The sequence below is a fragment of the Acinetobacter sp. UBA991 genome (assembly GCF_002292065.1).
GTDB lineage: Bacteria > Pseudomonadota > Gammaproteobacteria > Pseudomonadales > Moraxellaceae > Acinetobacter > Acinetobacter higginsii.
The window spans coordinates 68032-86675 of record NZ_DBBF01000012.1; the positions used below are offsets into that span (position 1 = coordinate 68032).

The following is an 18644-nucleotide window of genomic DNA, read 5'->3' on the forward strand; positions in this document are numbered from 1 at the left end:
ATTAAAAATATTCACGCTTTATCCTTATTTCACTTTTATACTAAGTCCAGTTTTTCACTTTTGACCTGCTGCCATGCCAAAAACAAACGCAAAAAAAATCCAACCGCGTAAAATCATTATGATCGCTATCGGGGTGCTGATCATTGCAGCGCTCGGATGGATGTTCTTCAAACCTAAAGCCCAAGCACCACAATATATTAGCGCTGAAGTCTCTCGCGGCGATATCGAAGATTCGGTATTGGCAACTGGGGTACTGGAAGCCACCAAAATGGTAAGTGTCGGTGCACAGGTATCGGGTCAGGTGAAAAAAATGTATGTGCAATTGGGTGACCAAGTCAAACAAGGTCAGTTGATTGCGCAAATTGACTCGATTCGCCAAGAGAACGAACTCAAAACAGCAGATGCCAGTATTAAAAATCAACAAGCGCAGTTGGCAGTACAGCAAGCCAATTTAGCCAAGGTTGAAGCGGAATATAAACGCCAACAAGCCATGTATAGCCAAGATGCCACTTCGCGTGCTGAACTCGAAAGTGCGTTGGCAAACTTTAAAACAGCTCAGGCACAAATTACCTCGATTAATGCACAAATCGAGCAATCTCGCCTAACCTTGGCTACGGCAAAAGAAAATTTAGGTTATACCCGTATCGTGGCACCGATGGATGGCACCATTGTGGCGATTGTGACGGAAGAAGGTCAAACCGTAAACGCCAACCAAACTGCACCGACCATCGTGAAATTAGCAAAACTCGATACCATGACCATCAAGGCACAGATTTCTGAAGCCGATGTCATGAAAGTTGAACAAGGTCAAACCGTGTATTTCACCACTTTAGGCAATAGCGATAAAAAACATTACGCTAAATTGCGCCAAGTGGAACCTGCACCAAATTCGATTAATACCGAAACCAGCAGTAGCAGCAGTTCATCAACGTCGAATGCTGCGGTGTACTACAACGCTTTATTTGATGTACCGAATGAAGACGGCAAACTTCGTATTGATATGACCGCACAGGTTTATATTGTGTTGGCAGAAGCAAAAAATGCACTGACTGTGCCTGCGGCAGCCATCCAAACTCAACGTGGTAACCGTGCTAAAGGTAGCCAGGCCAATGGTGCTTCATCAGCTGATCAAGCGAAAAAACCGGATGCTGACAAGACACAACGTCCAAAACGCCTAGAGCTCAGTGAAGAAGAAAAAGCGCTGGTTGCACAAGGCAAAGCTTCAACAGGTATGGTTCGTGTCTTACAAGCTGATGGTACGGCTCAGCCGCAACCAGTATTGATTGGCCTGAATAACCGTGTCACCGCACAAGTGCTTAAAGGTTTAAAACAAGGTGATCAAGTGGTGATTGCAGATGCCTCAGACAGTTCAAATGAAGCAGCCAAACGTAGCAATCAACGTGCAATGAGAATGTAATATGACTCAAAATCAAACACATTCATCACAACCACTGCTTGAGGTCAGTCAGCTCACCCGTGAATTTCCTGCGGGTGAAGGCACCGTACAGATTCTCAAAGGCATTGATTTAAAAATTTATGCAGGTGAGTTGGTTGCGATTGTCGGGCAATCGGGTTCGGGTAAATCCACCTTGATGAACATCTTGGGTTGTCTTGATAAGCCCAGCGCAGGAAGTTACAAGGTCAATGGTAGAGAAACACGCCAATTAGAACCAGATGAACTGGCACAATTACGCCGTGAATATTTTGGTTTTATTTTCCAGCGTTATCACTTATTGGGTGATCTCAGTGCTTCAGGTAACGTTGAGGTTCCTGCAATTTATGCGGGTGTAGACAGTCATCTTCGCCAAGAACGTTCTGCTGAACTACTATCCGAACTAGGGTTAGAAGAACGTTTGCATCATCGCCCAAGCCAGCTATCTGGTGGTCAGCAACAACGAGTGTCGATTGCACGTGCGTTGATGAATGGTGGTGATGTGATTCTTGCCGATGAACCCACAGGTGCATTGGATAAGAACAGTGGTGTCGAAGTAATGCGCATTTTGCGTGAGCTGAATGCCAAAGGCCATACCATTATTCTGGTCACCCATGATCTCAATGTCGCGAAAAATGCGACCCGAATTATTGAGATCAGCGACGGTAATATTATTTCCGACCGTGCCAACACGCCTGAACATAATGACCCCGAACTGGAGCATCAAACCTTAGAGCGTAACCCGCAAAAGAAAACCTCTGCTTGGCGTTCGTTCTTCGATCGTCTTGGTGAAGCCTTCCGTATGGCATTGCTCGCCATGAATGCGCACCGTATGCGTACTTTTTTGACCATGCTCGGGATTATTATCGGGATCGCATCCGTAGTTTCGGTGGTGGCACTGGGAAATGGTTCACAAAAGCAAATTTTAGAAAATATTAGTAGTCTGGGCACCAATACCATTACCGTGTATCAAGGTCGTGGCTTTGGTGATAACTCACGAACCTCACAAGTCAAAACACTAGTCCCTGCCGATGCCGAAGCATTGGCTGAACAGCCCTATGTCGATGGGGTCAGCCCTTCTGCCAATACCAGTTTAACCCTGCGTTATAAAGATACTGAGGCAGCAGCAACGGTCAATGGGGTCAGTTCTGATTTCTTCTATGTCCGTGGTATGACCTTTAAATCAGGACAGCCTTTTGATAAGGCAAGTGTGACTGAACGCGCCCAAGATGTGGTGATTGATACCAATACTGAAAAAACCTTCTTTGCCGATGGCACCAATCCTGTCGGTCAAGTGCTGCTATTAGGTAGTGTTCCAAGTCGGATTATCGGCGTGATTGATGCCCAGCAAGGCTTTATGGGGAATTCAGACAGCCTGAATGTTTATCTGCCCTACTCGACGGTCATGAGCCGTATGCTGGGGCAATCCAATGTACGTAGCATCATCGTGCGTATCAAAGATGAATACCCAAGTAGCGCTGCTGAAAACGCGATTCTAACCTTGCTGGAACAACGTCACGGTGCTCAAGATGTGTTTACCCAAAACTCTGACAGTATTCGTGAAACCATCCAGCAAACCACTGCAACCATGACCTTGCTGATTTCAGCGATTGCCGTCATTTCCTTGGTGGTGGGTGGTATTGGCGTGATGAATATTATGCTGGTTTCTGTGACCGAGCGGACTCAAGAAATCGGGGTACGTATGGCAGTCGGTGCACGTCAAAGTGATATTTTGCAGCAATTCCTGATTGAAGCAATTCTGGTCTGTTTACTGGGCGGTATCTTGGGTGTACTGCTATCTTTAGGGATTGGACAAATCATCGGACACTTTGCCAAAGGCGTGATTGAGATGAGTTATTCAACCACCTCGATTGTCGCAGCCTTTGTCTGCTCAAGCATGATTGGTATTGTATTTGGCTTCTTGCCAGCACGAAATGCGGCACAACTCGATCCAGTTGCTGCTTTAGCGAGAGAATAAGGAATTTGAGTATGTCTTTTCAATTCACAAAATTAGGACTTGCACTGGTACTCACTGGTTCCTTAGCTGGCTGTTCTGCTGTCGTCAAAACACCCTATAACGCACCAACCGTCCAAGTGCCGCAACAGTTCCAGTACAATGCACAAAAAAGTAAAAGTATCAATTTAACTGATCAATGGTGGACGCTATTTAACGATACCCAGTTGAATCAATTGGTCGATCAAGTGTTGGCTAAAAATAGCGACTTAAGTGTCGCAGGCATCACCCTGCAACAAGCCCGACTACAAGCAGGTCTCGCTGAAAATAAACAAGGGATTCGAACCAGTTCAAGTGTCTCTGCGGGTCATAATTATGATCTGCGTTCTGGCGATGGCTCTGACCGTGGTTTATCGACCAGCGTAGGCGTCAGCTATGAACTCGATTTATTTGGTAAGCTTGCCAGTCAAACCGAAGCAAGCCGATGGGAAGCTTTAGCCACTGAGCAAGATTTACAAGCGACAGCACAAAGTCTAGTTGGCACAACAGCAAAACTGTATTGGCAGTTGGGCTATCTGAATGAACGCTATCAAACTATTCAGCAGAATCTCGCCTCAACTCAAAAAACCTACTCTTTGGTACAGTCGCAATATAAAGCAGGTGCAGTATCTGGTTTGGACCTCACCCAAGCTGAACAATCAGTGCAAAGCCAAAAAGCCAGTCTCAGTCAGATTGAACAGCAGCGTGTTGAAGCACGTACTGCCCTTGCAGTCCTGTTGCATGAACCTGTACAACAACTGAATATTCAAGAACCTGCACAGTTACCTCGCAATGCTCTACCAAATATCGCGGTCGGACTCCCTGCTGATATTTTATCGCGTCGCCCAGACCTACAAGCATCTGAGCTACGCCTACGCAAGACTTTAGCAAATAAAGATGCAACTAAAGCCAGCTATTACCCTTCAATCAATTTGACTGGGAATGTTGGTTCTTCAAGCACGTCTTTGACTCAACTGTTAAAGAACCCTGCTTTGACACTCGGTGCGAGCCTTAGCCTACCCTTTCTTCAATATAATGATATGAAGAAAGACATTGCGATCAGTGATCTTGAGTATGAAAAAGCCATTACCCAATACCGTCAAACGCTGTATCAAGCTTTTGCCGATGTGGAAAATGCGCTATCTAATCGCACTCAACTGAATCAGCAAGTACAGTTACAGCAACGTAATGTCGAGCTGGCAGATAAGACAGAACGTTTAACCGAAGTGCGTTATCGCAATGGTGCGATTGCATTAAAGAACTTACTGGATGCGCAGGAAACCACACGTAATGCACGACTCAGCTTGGTGGAAACCAAGCAGAATCAATACAATGCCTATGTGACATTAATGCAAGCCATGGGTGGAAGCCCTGTTAAAGAGTAATCCCATCTAAACGTATAAAGCCGATATTTTAAATACTCAATATCGGCTTTATATTCTTCATAAGCGTTCTAATTGCTGTATCGCTTTTTCAAAACCTTGAGATGCGGCTTGCTGATAATAGCTTTTCGCCTTTTCTTGGTCTGCTAAAACCCCACGACCATAGTAATAAAGATTGCCAAGATTAAAACTACTGTCGATATTGCCTTTCTTATTTGCTTGCTCGAATAAGGTAAAAGCTTCTGAATAATTCTGCTCTACTCCATATCCATTTTCATACATTTCTCCCATATTATTGATTGCAGAAGCATCCCCTTTTTGCATTGCTTGTATGAACCAATAACAGGCTTGTTCATAATCCTGAGTTACACCACGCCCTAAAGCATAGAATGCCCCTAGATTATTTTGTGCTTCGATCACACCAGCATGCGCTGCTTTTTGATACCAGAAAAATGCTTTGTCATCATTTTGATGAACATCTACGCCTTCTGCATAAAGTGTTGCGAGTCGATATTGTGATGAAGGATGATTGAATTGCGCGGCTCTTTCAAAATAGTCCAGTGCTTTATGGATATCTTTGTCAAAAACTTTTCCTTCAATATATACCAACCCCAATAAATTCAGTATCGATTGTTGAGAAATATCAGAACTTTGGAACTGTTCTAAATCAAGCAATGTTTTCTGAATATATCCTTGTGCTTTTTGGATATTCTCGGGGCTAGGCTCAAGTTCAACCAAACATACTGCATAGCCAACAGAACCAGCCAAGCTACCTAACTCAGCACTTTGCTGTAAATAAGGGAACGCCTTATGTGCATTTGGTTGAATGCTTTGACAACCATATAAATATAATAAACCTAAGTTATCTATAACTTGCTGATGACCTTCTGTGTCAAGCATGCTCTCCCATAATACAATTGCACGTTGAACATTTTCCCTATCCAAGTCATTTTCCATTAGCAATGCACTACCTAGATCAATTGTGGCTTGTATATGCCCTTGATCAACAGCCTTTTGTAGCCAATGCTGAGCTTGCGAAAAATCAACAGAGGTTCCTAAGCCATACATATACAACATACCTAGATTTGCAATTGCCTCAAGGTTATTACTTTCAGCTGCACGCTTGATCCAATAAAATGCTTGTTCAAAATTTTGGTTTGTGCCATGCCCCGTAAAATAACAACAGATTCCAACTAATCGCTGTGCATCTACATGTCCATTCTCGGCTAATGCCAACCATTTAATAAACGCCCTAACCTGATTTTTAGTAACGCCCAACCCGACGTAAAAAGCCCACGCCAACTGATTTTCAGCATCTACATTACCTAGATCAGCTGCTTTTTGATACAACTGAAAAGCGTATTGGTTGTCTTGAACAACATCTTCTCCGAGCTCATACAATCGAGCAATTTGAAACATCGCTTCATGACATTCTTCATTTAATTCCAACGCTTTATGAAAATATTCCAAGGCAAGTTTAGGATTTCTCTCAGCGACTAAACCATCCAGTGACATCGTACCCATTAACACATTCGACAAGGGAAAAATTTCAGCGACCTCAGACCAGAGTTCATAAGCTTTTTTATAATCTTGTGGCACGCCATCACCATCAAAATAGGCAAATGCGCTGTGATAAATTTGATAATTCTGCGTTAGAGCCTGTAACGATTCCTCGGTATATTCAATATCAGCATCTATAAGTTGTTGTCGAAGTTCATGTTCCAAACTTGATTGAGTATTTTGTTTTTGCTTTTCTGATTTTTCAATTCGGTCTACTCCCCAATAAATCATAATTGCAACAACAAAAACGACGATTAACCAAAACATTATTCCCCCTAAGTATTAATAATTATTCATTTTATTCCACCTAAATATTACATTATCAGAAACTTAGAACAATAATATTTCATCTAATTTATTTTCATTCTAAAGCTATTTAAATAGGTAGCATGAGATATTAAATTAAAATTAAACAATCCCCAATGAAATTGACTTCCCTATATAATTTAAATGCAACAATGGTTTAACAGTATAGAAAAACATAATAAATGAGTTCAAAAGATGAGTTATATTTTTAGAATTCTACTATGTTGCTAAAAAACAAAGCCGCTATAAAAGCGGCTTTATCAAATAATTTAGAGCAATCTAATTATTCATCATCCATCATGCTTTGGCTCATACCAACCGTATTGAAACCACCATCAACATACATGATTTCACCCGTAATACCCGAAGCCCATGGCGAGCAAAGGAACAATGCTGCATTGCCCACTTCTTCAATGGTCACATTACGTTTTAGCGGCGCAATCTTTTCATTGGCATCTAACATTTTACGGAAAGACTTGATGCCTGAAGCTGCCAAAGTACGGATTGGACCCGCAGAAATTGCATTGACACGAATACCATCTACACCCAAGCTTGATGCTAAATAACGAACACCCGCTTCAAGTGATGCTTTTGCCATCCCCATCACGTTATAGTTCGGCATCACACGCTCAGAACCTTGATAAGTCAAAGTCAACAAACAACCTTGGCGCGCTTGTAATAATGGCTTCGCTGCACGAGCCATCGCAATAAAGCTATAAGCACTAATGTCATGTGCAATTTTAAAACCATCACGGTCGGTCACGTCAGTAAAGTCACCATCAAGCGTATGCGCTGGTGCAAAACCAATTGAATGCACTACACCGTCTAAACCATCCCAGTGTTTTGCTAATTCAACAAAAGCATCGTCAATTTCTGCGTCTACAGCAACATCACAAGGAAAAACCAGTGTTGAACCAAACTGTGCTGCAAAATCATCGACACGTTTTTTCAGCTTTTCATTTGGATAAGTAAACGCAAGCTCTGCACCTTCACGGTGTAACGCAGAAGCAATACCGAAAGCAATCGATAATTTACTTGCAATACCAGCAATTAAAAAACGTTTACCAGCTAAAAGTCCTTGTGACATCTTATTCTCACTCGAAAAATTTTCACCACATGATGCCAATAATCAGCGCATTGCGGAATTGCATAAACCATCTTTTTTACAATCTTGCATAAAAAAATCGCCTCCACTTGAAGACGATTTGTATTTTTTACTTGGATCAGAACTTAATCATCACCGCGTAACAGACTCAATAAACGCAAGAATGAATAATACATCCACACCAATGTTGCCAATAAGGCGATGGCACAGATCCATTCAAATGCTTTTGGTGCGCGTTGTGCAGCCGCATTTTCAATCAAGTCAAAATCCAAGATCAGATTTAATGAAGCAATCACCGCAACAAAGGCAGCAAAGCCAATACCCAACCAGTTGCTTTCAAAGATATAAGGAATACTTGAACCAAAAGCCAAACGTAAAATGATTTGCACCACAAATACCAAGGCAATGGCAATCGAGGCAGAAATCACAACCGCTTTAAACTTTTCAGTGGCACGAATCACTTGGAATTTATATAAGGCAAATAAAACCAATGTGGTCACGAAAGTCGCAAGCAATGCTTGTAAAGGAACACCTGGATATTTCAACTGGAAAATAAACGATACGCCACCTAAAAACGCCCCTTCAAATAAGGCATAAGGAATGGCTAAAGCTGGTGCAGTATTGGATTTAAATGTGGTAATCAAGGCAAGGATTAAACCACCGACTGCGCCAATAATTGTTGCAGCATAGGCAATCGAAAGATTTGCTGTCATCGCACAGTAGAAAAATAAGGCCATGCCTAAAACAGCTGCAATCACCGTCAACAGGACGGATTTTTGAATCGCACCCTGAATGGTCATTGGCTCAGCCAAATCTTGATAGGTTTCTACCCGTGTTAAAATAGGGTTAGTACTTTGCATGTACGCTCTCTTTTTTATAGTTTGCAATTAAACATCGAGTTTAAGCGATTTTTTGAGCAAGCCCAAATTTTTTCACGCATTAAAAAAGGAGCCTCAGCTCCTTTTATGTATTACCCAATAATCGATTACTTATCGTTATTCATGATAAAAAAGTATTCGCGGTAGTATTTCAATTCTGCAATCGAATCACGGATGTCATCCATCGCCAAGTGAGATGCATTTTTCTTTAAACCACTCATAATTTCAGGTCTCCAGCGTTTCGCTAACTCTTTCACCGAAGACACATCTAAATTACGATAATGGAAGAATTGTTCCAATTCAGGCATCAAACGATGCAAGAAACGGCGATCTTGGCAAATCGAGTTACCACACATTGGTGATGATTTTGGACTCACCCATTTCTTTAAGAACTCAAGGGTTTGCTGTTCAGCATCTTGAGCCTTAAGTTTACTACGGCGTACCCGCTCAATCAGACCCGACTGGCCATGTTGCTTGGTATTCCACTCATCCATCGCATTTAGAATCAAATCAGATTGATGTACCGCTAAAACAGGTCCTTCAGCCAAGATATTCAAATGGTCATCTGTAATAATTGTTGCAATTTCAATAATCTTGTCGTTATCGGTATCAAGACCTGTCATTTCCAGATCGATCCAAATTAATCGTGTATCAGGGGTGCTACTCATGGATGGCGATTCTAAAGTGCTTAAAAACATCAATAGTAGCAAATTAATTACATCTTGGCTGTAATTCTATAGTGGCTTCGTGCTATTTTTGCGGTCTTCAAAGTGTGGATTTTTTGGGATATGAATGGCTTTAATTCGTAAGCGTCGTTTAACCGAACAACAGCAGCGTCGTATTGAGAAACAGCATAAATCACGTCAAGACGACATTGACACATCGCAAGATCTGGATGGACTGGTTGTTCAGCATTATGGTCGTCAACTCGAAGTACAAGCTTTATCTGTGCCTGAACAGCACCCTGAAAAACCACAAGTGGCTGAAGGTGAGCCAGAACCGTTCTGGAAACCGATTGAACTCGACAGTGTTTGGCGTTGTCATACCCGTACCAACCTAGAACTTTTGGTCACAGGCGATCGAGTTAAATGGCAGGCTGATCCGATTACCGGTTTAGGCATTATCACCGCGATTTATCCAAGACAATCGCTCCTGACCCGCCCCGATCGTTATCACAAAGTGAAACCCGTCGCAGCCAATATCAGTTTGATTGTGATTGTATTTGCACCTTTACCAGAACCTGCACCCACATTGATTGACCGCTATCTGGTCGCTTGTGCCGATGCCAATATTCCAGCACTGTTAGTCCTGAATAAATCAGATTTACTGACTGAAAATGACCCGATTCTCACCTTGCTCAGTGAATATGAATCTTTAGGTTATGAAACCTTGATTTGTCATTCGCAAGGTGACTTATCTGTGCTTTCAAACCGCATTGATAATGAAACGGTGGCTTTCGTGGGGCAGTCAGGTGTTGGAAAAAGCTCACTGATCAATACCATCGTTCCCGATGCGGCCCAGAAAACCAATATCATTTCTGAGAACTCGGCACTGGGTCAGCACACAACAACATCGACACGTTTGATTAAATTTGGAACAAACGGTGCGTTGATTGATTCCCCAGGAATCCGTGAATTTGGGCTGTGGCATCTCAGTTTAGAAAAGGTTCGTACCGGTTTTCCAGAGATTGAAGCGCATTTAGGGCTATGCCAGTTCCGTAACTGCACCCATACCCATGAGAAAAATTGTGCGCTGAAACAAGCGGTTGATGCTGGCGAAATTTTGCCGCGCCGTTTAGACAGCTATTTACGTTTACTGGATGAAATTCAGGAAGCACAGCAAAAAAGTTAATTTTCTTCGCTGCTTGCCCTTGAACTAAAGATTTTGATCACCATTGAGATAAGTTATACTCAGGGTCAATTTTGATTTTAACTTTAGGTGACTTGTGGAACGCTGGTTAGAGTTTATGGGGAATCACCCCTTCTTATTTGGTGCGCTCGGCGTGTTAATCGTGTTGTTCTTTATTTTAGAAGGGCAACGCAATGGTCGTAAAATTTCACCACAATCTCTAGGTATTTTGGTCAAGGCAAAAAATGCCATCTTGATCGACTTACGTGATGGAAAAGATTTCCGTGATGGACACATCAGTGGCAGTCGTAACATTCCATACAGCCAGATTACAAGTCATATCGATGAATTAAAAGCAAGTGATCGTCCACTGGTCTTCATTTGTAACTTAGGTCAGGTTGCAGGCTCAGCATTGCAGAAAGTTGGTCATACCGACAGCTACCGCTTAGACGGCGGTATTAGCAACTGGAAAGCTCAAGGCTTACCTTTAGTGAAAAGCAAAACCAAAGCTTAAGGAGAGATAAAATGACTACGCAAAACGTCACCATTTATTCAACGCTTTCTTGCCCATATTGCGTACGCGCAAAACAATTACTTGAGCGTAAAGGCGTTGCTTATAAAGAAATTAATCTTTCTAATGAAGCACCAGAAGTTCGTCTTGAGTTAATGCAACGTACCAATCACCGTACTGTGCCGCAAATTTTTATCAAAGACCAATTTATTGGCGGTTTTGATCAACTTTATGCTTTAGAGCGTGAAGGGAAACTCGACCAATTATTAGCTTAACAACATCTAAATCCAAGATTTAAGGAAAAACAATGAGCGAAGAACAAGTTCAACCACAACTCGCGTTAGAACGTATCTATACCAAAGACATTTCTTTTGAAGTTCCAGGTGCACAAGTTTTTACCAAGCAATGGCAACCTGAACTGAACATCAATTTATCTTCTGCAGCAGAAAAAATTGATCCAACTCACTACGAAGTGTCTTTAAAAGTTGTGGTTCAAGCAAACAACGAAAATGAAACTGCGTTCATCGTTGATGTAACTCAATCAGGGATTTTCTTGGTTGATGGTGTAGAAGAAGATCGCCTCCCATACATCTTAGGTGCTTACTGCCCAAATATCTTGTTCCCGTTCTTACGTGAAGCGGTCAATGATTTAGTGACTAAAGGTAGCTTCCCGCAATTGCTGCTTACACCAATCAACTTTGATGCTGAATTTGAAGCAAACATGCAACGCCTACAAGCGGATGCAGATGCGCAAGGTCAAGCATAAGGCTTTAGCCTTGAATCAAAAAAACCACAGCAACTGCTGTGGTTTTTTTATCATAATAAAAAAGATCCGAATAAAACGAGAATAAACCATGACCACAACACTTTATCCGCTATGCCAACAGGTCTTTCCTGAACTAACACAGGTTCCTCATCCTGCTCATGCACACGATTTTCATCAATTTATCAATTGGGCCAACACCTTACATTCCAACATTCAATATGTTGAGTTAAAAGAATACTATGACAATGACACCGACAAGTGCTATCAACTACAACAAGCCCAAGTCGATATTGAACAACTGAATAATCGTATTGAAGCTGAGGTTGAACAAGTCTTCGCTGAATATGCAGAGAGCGCTCCAGAACAGCAGAATGAAATTGATTTTGCTGAACATATCTATGCGATTTTATTTGACAATATCTATGCGGTTGCAGAACAACATGGTCTGGCCTTGCTGCTGATCTCGAATGAAAATCCTTATTGGATGCTGGTTCCCGACCAAACTCAGCAGATTAATCACCTGATTGAGGCTTTTAATGCAACGTTTTCAGATGTTGAGCTCTATCACTATGTTTAATATTGAGTAGCCTTATTCCACAATGGTTCTAAAAGTCAGATTCACCCGTGCCATACTGACTTTTTTGGTCGGCGGTAGGCGATGCAACCAATAGGTCTGCGTGGTGTCTTTCATCACCAATAAGCTACCATGTTCTAAATAAAGTTCGACTTTTTCTTTGCTCTGCTTATGTTTAAATGCGAATTTACGCTCGGCACCAAAACTAAATGAGGCAATCGCGCCATCTTTTTTTAAATCCGTTTCACCATCGCTATGCCAAGCCATCCCCTCTTCACCACTATGATAAAGATTGAGCAAACAAGAGTTAAATGTCTCCCCCGTTAAATTTTCGGCCAGTTGTTTTAACTCCAGTAATTCCTGTGTCCACGGCAAGGCATATTTATTCATATTGGAATAGGTATATTCAAAGCGTCGATCTCCATACCACGCTACTTTACGTTTAGTCGTCAATAACTTTCCAAAGATCAGTGCCTGATCATTTTCCCATGCAATGGTCTGCATCAGTTGATCAAAATAATGATCTGCCGCCGCGGTCTGCACCACTTTGCCGTAGTACTGTACCGTGCCGTCATAAGGCAAATGATTCTGCTTTGGATCAGCTTCAATATCAAATAGTTGCATCTTTCCACTTCTTATAGGCTTGCTGCATACAATGTCCACACGGTCGGAAACCTTGTGCAATTGCTTCTTGCTCATCGACAAAAAATACCCGATTCTTTCTCAGCATGCGCTTCCCTGAAGCACAGGTCAATCTGCCATAAATTTTAAGCTGTACGTTTCCAGCATACAAAATTTCCTGCTGTTTTAGTTTCAGATGCAGCTCGGTCTGCGTTAATTCTAGATGCCGCCACATCAGACTAACTCACCGCATCATGGAAAATGATGCCTAAGCTATAACGCTCCCCTTGATGAATTGGGCTGACACCATGTTTCATCTGCACCCGATAATAGCCTTGACTGCCTTTTTCAGGCTTAAATTGGGTGGTGAAAATCAACAGATCACCCTGCTGTGGCTGCATCACCATAGCCTTAGATTGAGCCCTAGGAGTTTGTTGGGTGAAGACCAGTTCTCCGCCCCTAAAATCCACATTCGGCTGACTCAATACAATCACCAACTGTATCGGGAAATACACCTCACCATATAAATCCTGATGAAGCGTATTAAAGCCGCCTTGTCCATATTTCAAAATCAGTGGCGTTGCCAACGTTTGTCCCTGTTGATGGCACTGCTGTAGAAATTCAGAATGTGATGATGGAAATGAACCTTCTAGCTTCAACACCCTAAACCATGCATACGCGATCGGTACCAAATAGGGATAGATCTCATGCCGTATCCGCTCAACCAAATTTGGCAAAGGATAAGTAAAATACTTATATTCACCTTGACCAAAACGATAACGCTGCATCTCTACCGTTTTACGATAAAGTTCAATTTGTGGATATGACTGTTTCAGCATTTCACATAGCTCGGTCGATAGAACCTGCTCAATCAGGGCAAAGCCCTGTTGGTGCATTTGCTCAGTAATATCATCCCAATCCGCTGTTTGAATCTTATCAATCACGGTTTGGATTTGTGTCAATTCAGATGGCTGCATGAGTTTGCACACCTTCCCAACCGATCAATGCTGTTTTACGCAATGTTCCCCACTCATAGCCACCAAAAGCCCCTGTAGACTGAATCACCCGATGACACGGGATCAGGAATGCCACAGGATTACTACCAATAGCGGTGCCGACCGCTCGGGCAGCTTTGGGATGCTCAATTGCCTTGGCCAACTCACCATAGGTAGAGAGCTGCCCCATCGGAATCTTGAGCAGACTTTGCCATACTTTAAGCTGAAACTCGGTGCCTTTTAAATGCAGTTTAATCTCTGCCAATTGTGGTTGCTCTTTTTGAAACAAGGCTAACGCACTTTGTTGAAATGCATCGCTCTGTTGAATAAACTCAGCCTGAGGAAATTGTGCTGTTAATTGCTGCAAAGCATCAGCCTGATTGTCCACAAAACTCAGTGCACAAATGCCTTTATGTGTGGATGCAATCAGTACTTCACCAAACAAGGTCTCTGCGAATTGATAATGAATCGTCAGGCTCTGTCCACCATGTTTATATTCGGCTGGGGTCATACCTTCAATCTGTATAAATAGATCGTGCAATCGACTGGTACTGGACAGTCCTGTGGCAAAGGTTGCATCAAAAATACTGCCCTGCTCTTGTTTTAAAATCTTCTTGGCATGCTCAACACTAATATATTGCAAAAACTTTTTCGGACTGGTACCGACCCATTCAGTAAATAAACGCTGAAAATGTGCAGGACTTAAATGAATATGTGCAGCGACTTCATCCAATTGTGGCTGTTGCTGAAAGTTCTGTTGAATATACTGAATCGCTTGAGCAATACGCTCATAATTACGTTGTTGTGAGGACATATCATCACCTCTCATCATTCATGTTTTCACTGTAGCAACTTTGCCATTCCATGAAAATCTGAATCATGCTCAGTCTCAGCTTTGTCTTTCTAGCGTCTCAAATCCCGATGAAAAAAGCCGTACTTCTTGGAAGTACGGCTCTATCATGTTATCACCTATCACTTATATATTAGTGGGTGTAATACTTATGCCCTTGGTCACGTAACTCGGCAATCTTTTTGCCTTGCTTTTTGGCGTCATCCAGCTTGCCCGCTTGAACCAGCAATTTGGCTTTATCAATTTCTACAATAATTTGGTCAAATAAAGCGGTAGAGGCTGGCACTTTTTCAGTGGTATTCGGCGCCAATTTATACTGTTTTGAATGGGTCGCAGCAGCACGCATATTATCCAAAGCTACTGTAGCGGCCTGTGGCGTTGCAGCTTGGTTAAACGCTTTATAATTCTTGCCCAGCGTTTTCATGTCATCTTCTAAACCCGCAGCCATTGCCGTATGGCTAAATGCAAACGCGGATAACATCACAACGGTGGCTAAAGTTTTTTTAATCATTAGGATATCCTATCAAAAACTGTGGCTATGCTTAATTTCTTGATGCAAAACATCGTGCTTTGACTTCAAAGCACCAATGGCAATTGCTGATTTAGCATACATAAAAAATGCAACGGAATCGTTGCATTTTGATAAAAAAGTTCGGGTTCAGACTTTATAGGCGACGGCGTAAAGCATCGGCAATCGACTCAACCAACTGCTGCGAAATCTCTTGTTTTGATGCCTTTTCCAACTCACGTTTTTTCATGTGATAAGACTGGGCAAAAAACACGGTCATGGCATTTTCATCTGAGGCAAAACCGATATCTGGACGTGACACATCATTACAGGCAATCATGTCCAGTTTTTTCGCCACCAGTTTACCCGCAGCGTATTCTTCAACATTTTGCGTTTCAGCAGCAAAGCCAACCATGAATGGACGTTGTTCCTGCTGTGCAATGGTCGCTACAATATCTGGATTTTTCACCAAAGCCACCGCGAGCTCATCACCTGCTTTCTTAATCTTATGCTCAGCCACTTGTGCCACACGATAATCCGCCACAGCTGCTGTTGCGATAAAGATGTCACAGCCCTCTTTAAGCTGATTCATGCTGACATCCAACATCTGCATTGCAGAACTGACATTCATACGTTGCACACCATTCGGTGTATCCAAACTGACAGGTCCTGCCACCAAGGTGACTTTTGCCCCTGCTGCATAACACGCCGCTGCCAGAGCAAAGCCCATTTTGCCAGTGCTGTGGTTAGAAATATAACGTACAGGGTCAATCGCTTCACGCGTTGGCCCAGCGGTAATGGTGACGCGCTTTCCAGCTAACAAACCGAATTTTTCGGCCAAGGCACGTTGTGCTTTATGGAAATAGGCTGCAACTTGACGAGCCAAATCTTCAGGCTCAGGCATACGGCCTAACCCCACATCACCACAGGCTTGCTCGCCTGCATCTGGCATGATCACATGAACGCCATCTTCGACCAAGGTTTGCAAATTGCGCTGTGTCGCTTTTGCTGCCCACATTTGCTGATTCATGGCAGGTGCAACCCATACAGGTGCTTTGGTTGCCAGATATAAAGTACTGAGCAGATCATCTGCCAAGCCATTGGCAAATTTTGCAATGCTGTCACAGCTGGCAGGTGCCACCAGAACCAAATCGGCCCAACGTGCCAATTCGATATGTCCCATGCCTGCTTCGGCTTCAGGATCAAGCAATTCGGTATGCACAGGATTGCCTGAAAGTGCTTGAAAAGTAAGTGGGGTAATAAATGCTTGTGCGCCATGGGTCATGACCACACGGACATCAAAACCGAAATCTTTTAAACGGCGCACCAAGATGGCACTTTTATAGGCAGCAATACCACCTGTAACCGCTAATATAATGTTTTTATGGGGAATAACACTTAGATCGAAGCTCACAAACAGGATACCTTACTGTTGCAGTGGCGCTCACAATAGCATTAAATAAGTGGATACCCAAGTAGCACCCTCAACATTTCAGCACGGACGATGATCGAAAATCGTGTTGACATGACGCAATATAAAAGGAAAAGACGCGCAATTATTTTTGCCTGTTAAAAAAATAATCACAATAAAATCAAAAGGAAATTGACGGTTGAATCAATCTATTAAAACTTGGCCTGAACAAGAGCGCCCAAGAGAACGACTTTTATCCCAAGGACCGCAAAGCTTATCCGATGCGGAACTGTTGGCGATTTTTCTGCGTTCAGGCTCAAAACAGCACTCTGCGGTGGAATTGGCGCGTCTTTTGATTCAACATTTTGGCGGACTTAATTTGATATTTGATGCCAATTTTGAAGATTTATCACAATTTAATGGTATTGCCTCCACCAAATATGCGCAGCTGATGGCGGTAAAGGAACTTGGACGGCGTTATCTGAATAATCATTTCCAGCAACAACGGCTTTGTCTAGATACTTCAACCTTAGTGCTCGACTATTTACGCTATGAACTGCAAGGTGAAAAACAGGAAGTTTTTGCGGTGCTGTGTTTAGATGCCGAACTCAGAAAATTGCATTTTAAAAAGCTGTTCTTTGGCTCCCATCATTCCTGCGCTGTTTCACTGAATCAAACCCTACGCTATGCCCTGCAACAACAGGCCTGTCAAATCGTGGTGGCACACAATCATCCCTATGGCACTGCCCAACCCTCGACCGAAGATATTTATCTAACCCAACAGCTCAAACAAGCCTGTAAACTGCTGGAAATTCACTTGATCGATCATTTTATTATTTCACCAGAAGGCTATTTTTCATTTTCTGAACAACAACTACTCAACCCTATTAAAACCAAGCAATCTCGCCTTGACAAAGCTTAAATCAAACAGGAATATCAAGACATAAAATTAATGATTCAAATAACATGATTGTCCGTGACCAGCCGAGTATTTTTAAAGTTTTATTCTCATGGCGAGGGACAATTTTACCCAAAATTTTGCCCTCTCTCGGTTTCGTGATGCTGATCTCTGCCATCATTGGCGGGGTCGAGTATGTCAATCTATATCGTTTCCCGGAAATTCCATTAGTCGGCTTCACGTTGATTGGTGTGGTGCTGTCCATTTTCTTGGGATTTAAGAATACCGCTTGTTATGACCGCTGGTGGGAAGCACGTAAACTCTGGGGTGTGTTGATTGCCACGGCACGCCATTTTGACCGCGATTGCCGCGTGCTGACTCAGGCACGTCGTGAACGTATCATTCAAAATGTGATTGTATTTGCCAATGTGCTGCGTGATCGTCTGCGTCATCAAACCGCCAATCCAACCGAGCTGACTGAAACCAGTGGTCTGAGCCAACAAGCCTTGACCCAACTCTATCAGCAGCATAATGCGCCGCAGTACACCTTGAGTCTGATTCAATGGGAACTGTTACAGGCGATGAAAGAAGGCGAAATCTCGGATATTATTTATACCCAGATGAACCGCCATGTGGCCGCGTTAAGTGAAATGCAAACAGGTTGTGACCGGATCGCGAATACCCCCATTCCATTCGCCTATTCGGTTTTACTGAATCGTACTGTGTATTTCTTCTGCTTTATGTTGCCATTCAGTCTTGGCTCTTTATTGGGCTTGGTGACACCACTATTGGTCGGTATTTTGGCCTATACCTTTTTAGGTCTGGATGCTTTAAGCACTGAAATAGAAGAGCCTTTCGGCACACAAAGCAACGACTTACCGCTGGATGCGATGGTCCGTTCAATTGAAATTGAACTCCTTGGAACTTTAGGTCGACCAACCCCACCGCCAATTCAGGCGCATGACCATAACCTGCTCTAATTTCAATGCCCTCCAATGAGGGCATT

Annotated in this window: 20 protein-coding genes; 10 read left to right on the top strand and 10 right to left on the bottom strand. The window is 42.8% G+C overall.

Features of this window, described 5'->3' with window-relative positions; translation table 11 throughout:
- Positions 1–73: 73 nt before the first annotated feature.
- The 3 genes from B2727_RS04740 to B2727_RS04750 are packed head-to-tail and all read left to right on the top strand — an operon-like array spanning position 74 to position 4810.
- The gene (locus B2727_RS04740; protein ID WP_033133772.1) at positions 74–1417 is read left to right on the top strand and encodes a MacA family efflux pump subunit; all 1344 of its coding nucleotides are present in this window, start codon (positions 74–76) and stop codon (positions 1415–1417) included.
- A 1-nt stretch (position 1418) separates the two neighbouring features.
- On the top strand, positions 1419–3410 hold the full coding sequence (locus B2727_RS04745; protein WP_033133771.1) for a MacB family efflux pump subunit: 1992 nt from the start codon (positions 1419–1421) through the stop codon (positions 3408–3410).
- Between the two features lie 11 nt (positions 3411–3421).
- A complete protein-coding gene (locus B2727_RS04750; RefSeq protein ID WP_033133770.1) occupies positions 3422–4810 on the top strand; it encodes an efflux transporter outer membrane subunit in 1389 nt (462 codons plus the stop codon).
- 57 nt (positions 4811–4867) lie between these two features.
- Here the strand turns inward: B2727_RS04750 and B2727_RS04755 are convergent, their stop codons facing one another.
- From B2727_RS04755 to orn, 4 genes are all read right to left on the bottom strand, one after another.
- Positions 4868–6634 (bottom strand): tetratricopeptide repeat protein, encoded by a 1767-nt coding sequence (locus B2727_RS04755; protein WP_033133769.1) that lies wholly within the window; start codon positions 6632–6634, stop codon positions 4868–4870.
- Positions 6635–6956: 322 nt separating this feature from the next.
- Positions 6957–7760, bottom strand: a complete 804-nt coding sequence (locus B2727_RS04760; RefSeq protein WP_241345574.1) for an enoyl-ACP reductase FabI — start codon at positions 7758–7760, stop codon at positions 6957–6959.
- Between the two features lie 143 nt (positions 7761–7903).
- The gene (locus tag B2727_RS04765) at positions 7904–8638 is read right to left on the bottom strand and encodes a Bax inhibitor-1/YccA family protein (protein WP_004804311.1); all 735 of its coding nucleotides are present in this window, start codon (positions 8636–8638) and stop codon (positions 7904–7906) included.
- Between the two features lie 125 nt (positions 8639–8763).
- The gene (gene orn, locus B2727_RS04770) at positions 8764–9324 is read right to left on the bottom strand and encodes an oligoribonuclease (RefSeq protein ID WP_005184949.1); all 561 of its coding nucleotides are present in this window, start codon (positions 9322–9324) and stop codon (positions 8764–8766) included.
- Positions 9325–9448: 124 nt separating this feature from the next.
- Between orn and rsgA the strand changes: the two genes are divergently transcribed.
- The 5 genes from rsgA to B2727_RS04795 all read left to right on the top strand — a co-directional run bounded on the left by rsgA (position 9449) and on the right by B2727_RS04795 (position 12358).
- On the top strand, positions 9449–10507 hold the full coding sequence (gene rsgA / locus B2727_RS04775) for a ribosome small subunit-dependent GTPase A (RefSeq protein ID WP_005319238.1): 1059 nt from the start codon (positions 9449–9451) through the stop codon (positions 10505–10507).
- Between the two features lie 94 nt (positions 10508–10601).
- Positions 10602–11018 carry a rhodanese-like domain-containing protein gene (locus B2727_RS04780; protein WP_005319236.1) on the top strand — a complete coding sequence of 139 codons (417 nt, stop codon included), beginning with the start codon at positions 10602–10604 and terminating at the stop codon, positions 11016–11018.
- An 11-nt stretch (positions 11019–11029) separates the two neighbouring features.
- A complete protein-coding gene (gene grxC, locus B2727_RS04785; protein WP_004804307.1) occupies positions 11030–11290 on the top strand; it encodes a glutaredoxin 3 in 261 nt (86 codons plus the stop codon).
- A 32-nt stretch (positions 11291–11322) separates the two neighbouring features.
- Positions 11323–11781: a protein-export chaperone SecB gene (gene secB, locus B2727_RS04790; RefSeq protein ID WP_004655889.1), complete on the top strand. Its 459-nt coding sequence runs from the start codon at positions 11323–11325 to the stop codon at positions 11779–11781.
- An 88-nt stretch (positions 11782–11869) separates the two neighbouring features.
- The gene (locus B2727_RS04795) at positions 11870–12358 is read left to right on the top strand and encodes a hypothetical protein (protein ID WP_005319232.1); all 489 of its coding nucleotides are present in this window, start codon (positions 11870–11872) and stop codon (positions 12356–12358) included.
- Between the two features lie 12 nt (positions 12359–12370).
- Here the strand turns inward: B2727_RS04795 and B2727_RS04800 are convergent, their stop codons facing one another.
- The 6 genes from B2727_RS04800 to coaBC form a co-directional block, all read right to left on the bottom strand.
- Complete coding sequence (locus tag B2727_RS04800) at positions 12371–12979, bottom strand: alpha-ketoglutarate-dependent dioxygenase AlkB family protein (protein WP_033133767.1); 609 nt, start codon at positions 12977–12979, stop codon at positions 12371–12373.
- Complete coding sequence (locus B2727_RS04805; protein ID WP_033133766.1) at positions 12966–13211, bottom strand: Ada metal-binding domain-containing protein; 246 nt, start codon at positions 13209–13211, stop codon at positions 12966–12968. The genes B2727_RS04800 and B2727_RS04805 overlap by 14 nt, the downstream gene beginning before the upstream one ends.
- A 4-nt stretch (positions 13212–13215) precedes the next feature.
- Entirely contained in the window at positions 13216–13953 is a 738-nt protein-coding gene (locus B2727_RS04810; RefSeq protein ID WP_033133765.1) for a 2OG-Fe(II) oxygenase, read from the bottom strand.
- Positions 13940–14785 carry a methylated-DNA--[protein]-cysteine S-methyltransferase gene (locus B2727_RS04815; protein ID WP_033133798.1) on the bottom strand — a complete coding sequence of 282 codons (846 nt, stop codon included), beginning with the start codon at positions 14783–14785 and terminating at the stop codon, positions 13940–13942. The genes B2727_RS04810 and B2727_RS04815 overlap by 14 nt, the downstream gene beginning before the upstream one ends.
- A gap of 169 nt (positions 14786–14954) precedes the next feature.
- Entirely contained in the window at positions 14955–15332 is a 378-nt protein-coding gene (locus tag B2727_RS04820; RefSeq protein WP_033133764.1) for a cytochrome b562, read from the bottom strand.
- A gap of 154 nt (positions 15333–15486) precedes the next feature.
- The gene (gene coaBC, locus B2727_RS04825) at positions 15487–16743 is read right to left on the bottom strand and encodes a bifunctional phosphopantothenoylcysteine decarboxylase/phosphopantothenate--cysteine ligase CoaBC (protein WP_016543077.1); all 1257 of its coding nucleotides are present in this window, start codon (positions 16741–16743) and stop codon (positions 15487–15489) included.
- A gap of 196 nt (positions 16744–16939) precedes the next feature.
- Here coaBC and radC point away from each other — a divergent pair, with 196 nt between their 5' ends.
- Together radC and B2727_RS04835 are read left to right on the top strand one after the other, a co-directional pair.
- Positions 16940–17662: a RadC family protein gene (gene radC, locus B2727_RS04830; RefSeq protein ID WP_033133763.1), complete on the top strand. Its 723-nt coding sequence runs from the start codon at positions 16940–16942 to the stop codon at positions 17660–17662.
- 44 nt (positions 17663–17706) lie between these two features.
- Entirely contained in the window at positions 17707–18618 is a 912-nt protein-coding gene (locus tag B2727_RS04835; protein WP_004655906.1) for a bestrophin family protein, read from the top strand.
- The last annotated feature ends 26 nt before the right edge of the window (positions 18619–18644 follow it).